Source organism: Bacteroides sp. CAG:633 (assembly GCF_000435115.1).
In the GTDB taxonomy this organism is placed as follows: Bacteria; Bacteroidota; Bacteroidia; order Bacteroidales; family Bacteroidaceae; genus Bacteroides; species Bacteroides ndongoniae.
In genome coordinates this window covers 913-5046 of the sequence record NZ_FR883023.1, presented here as the reverse complement: position 1 = coordinate 5046, position 4134 = coordinate 913, and the positions used below count along the sequence as shown (strand labels likewise).

Below are 4134 nucleotides of genomic sequence, written 5' to 3'. Positions count from 1 at the left end.
AAAGGTGCTGCCGCTTAGTAGCAAGGTAGCAATGAATAGCTTGTTCATGGTCCTTTTTCTGTTTTAAGGTTAGTTAATAAATAAAAGCACTGCAAAAATAGTGGATAGATCGGTCTGAAAGTGGTAAAAACATACATTTTGTGTCTCTTATTATTCAATAGAAGGTAAGGTTACAGTTTTTTCCAGCTAAATAGGTGAAAGATGTATGGCTTTTCGAAAATTATTCCTATCTTTGCCGTTCGAACGCTGAAAAGCATGAAAAAGTCATGGGGTTGACTGGATTTGACAGCGGGCAGAAATGGTAAGTAAGCATGCAGTGCGTCGTCGATTGGCACTTAAATCTCAGTCTTCAAAATTTTATCTGGCGAAAACAATTACGCTCTCGCTGCTTAATCGAAGTACAGTAGATTGAAGCTTAATCCCGGTACAAGGTACTGGGACGGGACATCACTCGGAAGCTGTTGCTCCGAAGCATTCCGGTCAAGTGGTGCAGCTACATCGGGGATAGTTTGCGGTGGCCTCGCACTGTAAATGAAGTTTTAGAGGATAAGGCAGCGGTTGATGGCTTTGGTTCTGCCGTTGCACGAAAATTTAGGCAAAGATAAGCATGTAGAAAGCTTATGATTTCCTCGTTTGGACGAGGGTTCGATTCCCTCCAGCTCCACATGAATAAAAAAGTCGCTGATTTCTCAGCGGCTTTTTTTGTTTGTGTACAGCCGACCGATTATTTGCTTAAAGGGATTGATTTTTTTCCAGTTGGGGAGAATTTTTTCTCTAACTGGGAAAAAAATATTCTCTTGTTTCCGTTTTGTTTTTGGGCTGATGGCCGGCTTGGCTTCGAAAAGTCCGATTGGTCGTTTTCGAGCAGATTTTTCAGGCAGAATATTGCTCTTCCTAACGAAAAGTGTTACTTTTGTTAAACAATCTTTTTATGTCCTGTTTATGAAACGCTTGGATATCTTTTTTAGTCTGTTGCTGCTGGGTGTGTTTGTTGGATGTCGCGAGGCTGGCAAGCAGGTGACGCCTGCGTCGGAAACGTATAAGCCGGAAGTCATGACCTCGGAGATAGTCGATACGTTGGCGGCAGAACCTCTTCCTGTCGAAGAAAAGCTGTTGAGGGCAGACGACATTCACCTGACCAAAGAACTGTTGTACGATAAATATACGTTGGAGGATACCTATCCTTATCAGGACACGGTGCGTTCGTTCAAATGGGACGTCATCCGCAACTGCCTGGCCTATATCGAAAACATGCAGCGAGGTCAGGAACGATGGGTAGTGCTCCAGAACTACAAGAACCTGAACCGCGAGGCTCCTTTGGTGCGCAAGTACGTGCGCAATGCCTACAAGCGGGTGGCCGATACGTTGGGAGTGGAGCGTTATCAGTCCGTGCCGATGTATTTGCCGGGTGATACGCTGGTGCCCGAACGCTATGGGCGCGACGGAACGCTGGCCTACCTGCGGGGGCAGGTAGGTAGTTTCTGCAGGGTCTATCCGGTGACGTGGGAGGAGGAGTGGCTGGTGCCCGAACGCTATCTGAAACAGTTGAGCGACAGTACGATTTTCAATCACGTTGTCTTCGTCGACCGCCTCGACCAGAACATTACAACCCTGGAGCGTACCGCCCCGGGCGAATGGGCCATCCGCAGCATGAATCCGGCAACTACCGGCCGTCATGCCCCTCCTTATGCGCAGGAAACACCTTTGGGCATGTATCTGCTGCAGCAGAAAAAGCAGAAGATGGTGTTTCTGAAAGACGGCTCCTCGGCAACGGGTGGCTATGCACCTTATGCCAGCCGTTTCACAAACGGTGCCTATATCCACGGCGTACCCGTCAACGTGCCACGGACGGCCATGATAGAGTACAGCTGGTCGTTGGGGACCATCCCCCGCTCGCACATGTGTGTGCGCAATGCCACGTCGCATTCGAAGTTTGTCTACGATTGGGCGCCGACCGAGAAATCACTGATTGTTGTCATCGAGTAGAGTTGCATCTGGCTTCCTTCTCAGGCAGGGAAGGGGATGAAATGTATAGCTTTTGGGTACAATCATCCCGGATGATTCCTACAATCAACGGGGATGATTCATACAATCATCCGGGATGATTGGTGTCTCCCTCTTTATATCGGTGCGGCAAAGGCTGTGAAGAACAGGGGGAAACTTGTATTATTTAACTTTATGCGTAGTGAACGTATGGCAGAAAAGCAGTAATTTTGCGCAGTTTTTTTAGGGTAATCGAAAAGAATCGTATCGTATTGTGTTGAATAATAGGTTATTGTTGTTGATTGTTTTTCTATGTCTGCCGCATGTGACTTGGGTGGAAGACAGAGAATGCATGCCTTCGCTTTCCGTCTCCGAGGGGATGGGGTGCGCAGCCCTGTATCGTTCGATGGACTTGGAAGGGGTTGTCGGCTGGGAGGCTTTCAGGCAGGCAGTAACCGGATATTATAAGGTGGCAGGACGCAAGCGCGACGTGCTGACGCTGATAGACTTTTCGCAACCATCGACCCGTGAGCGGCTTTTCGTATTCGACATGAAGGAACGTAAGATGCTCTTCTCGTCGCTGGTGGCCCACGGAAAGAACAGCGGAGAGATGTACGCCACTTCTTTTTCGAACGAAAACGGCTCACTGAAAAGTTCCTTAGGATTTTATCTGACCGAATCGACCTATCAGGGCAGCAACGGTTATTCGCTGATTCTGAACGGACTGGAGAAGGGCATCAACGACCACGCTCGCGAGCGTGCCATCGTGATGCACGGTGCCGACAATCAATACGGATGATTCCTACAATCAACGGGGATGATTCCCGGCTCCGTCCGTATCCTGGTACCGGTAAGGAAGGACATCGGACAGGGAAAGCCCATACATTGGCGTCACTCCATCCGTACAATGACCAATTCCTCTTCCTTTATCTGCTTCGACAGGGGCAGGTCGGGCAGCATCTCCTTCAGCCGCTTTCCTTTGAAGAGGATGGCGGCCTGGTCGCCTGCCGTCAGCGAAGGCAGTAGGGAGATGTCTTTCCCTTCTACCCGGAAAGGCAGGTTGGCGTATGTATAACGACCTTCCTTGTCGGTCTGTCCGGGCAGGCTGAAGAAGTCGCCCGTACGCTTGTCATAGATTAAGGTGTAGAGCGTCACCTTCCCCTGACTGCGGGCATTGGGCGAATCGTAGCCATACGACAGCTGGATCAGCAGGTGTCGGGTTGTTTCTATCCAGCTGTCGACCAGGTAATAGCCGTCGAGGCTATTATTCAGACTACCTGTCACGTACTTGCCCGTGGGGCGCTTCAGTGTGCCGAAGTCCAACCGCCAGACGGCCTTGAGCGTAGAGGCATCCGCCAGCTCGTAGACGGTGTCGTCGTATGCCATAAGCAGGCGGAGCTTCCCGTCATAATGATATACGGCGGTGTTTTCGCCACTGCGGTAGGTGGAGGTGGGCACGTAGTCCTCGGCATCGTTCACCGTAAATCGGCACAGGGTGTCGCCCTTCTGCCCGAAGGTATAGAGTCGCGAGCTGAAAGCCTCGGTCATCAGCCAGCCGCCTTCCGTAACGGCAAAGGCATTACCCTGTGTCCTGGCGATGGGCAACTTGCTGGGCAGGTAGTCGGGTGTCCACGGTTCGGCGGCTTCCACCAGTATGTCCCAAGGCAGGGCGGCAATGGCACATTCGTAACCATGCTGTCCTTCCTGCATCGTCTTTCCTCCATAGAGGCCGCGGAGCTGGCGGACGGAAGGGTCGTAGCCCACGCTGCGGAGGGTGCGGTTCATACGCATGCTATATCCGGTCTGTCCGTTACCCATCTTCATTTCACTGATTTCCACGTCATTCCTGAAGAGCACTTTGCGCAGTTTCATGTCTTTGTCCAGCAGGCAAAAGCCTTCGTAATCCGTCAGCAGCCAGCCGTCGTCCACGGGTCTCAACTCCGCACCGAGGCCGTATCCTTCGTAACCGGTGGGATGGAAAGAAAGGGTGCCCAATGCGTTGGGCTCCAGTGGACGTACATTCTTCAGGGCAGCGGGTACGTTGAGCACCTTGGCACCCGCACGGATAATCGTTGGCTGATACTTGATGCCTGCGGTTGGGCGATAGTCGGCGGCAAAAGTATCCAAAGTAGCAGCAGCCTGTTGGCGGCG

Annotated in this window: 2 protein-coding genes, 1 other RNA gene and 1 pseudogene; 3 read left to right on the top strand and 1 reads right to left on the bottom strand. The window is 51.4% G+C overall.

Translation table 11 applies throughout. From position 1 onward, the window contains the following. Positions 1-268 precede the first annotated feature (268 nt). From ssrA to QVP67_RS03880, 3 genes and pseudogenes are all read left to right on the top strand, one after another. Positions 269-667: a transfer-messenger RNA gene (gene ssrA / locus QVP67_RS03890) on the top strand. 275 nt (positions 668-942) lie between these two features. Then, positions 943-1986, top strand: coding sequence for a L,D-transpeptidase (locus tag QVP67_RS03885; RefSeq protein WP_022162243.1), 1044 nt, complete (start codon positions 943-945; stop codon positions 1984-1986). Between the two features lie 349 nt (positions 1987-2335). Then, positions 2336-2764, top strand: a pseudogene (locus tag QVP67_RS03880) (murein L,D-transpeptidase catalytic domain family protein); the annotation flags it as partial. A 110-nt stretch (positions 2765-2874) separates the two neighbouring features. Here the strand turns inward: QVP67_RS03880 and QVP67_RS03875 are convergent. Continuing rightward, a partial coding sequence (locus QVP67_RS03875) for a DUF4933 domain-containing protein (protein WP_288179882.1) occupies positions 2875-4134 on the bottom strand: 1260 nt, incomplete at its 5' end.

Coding starts and splice junctions, on each gene's coding strand:
- QVP67_RS03885 (WP_022162243.1), top strand. CDS start 943: ATGAAACGCTTGGATATCTTTTTTAGTCTGTTGCTGCTGGGTGTGTTT.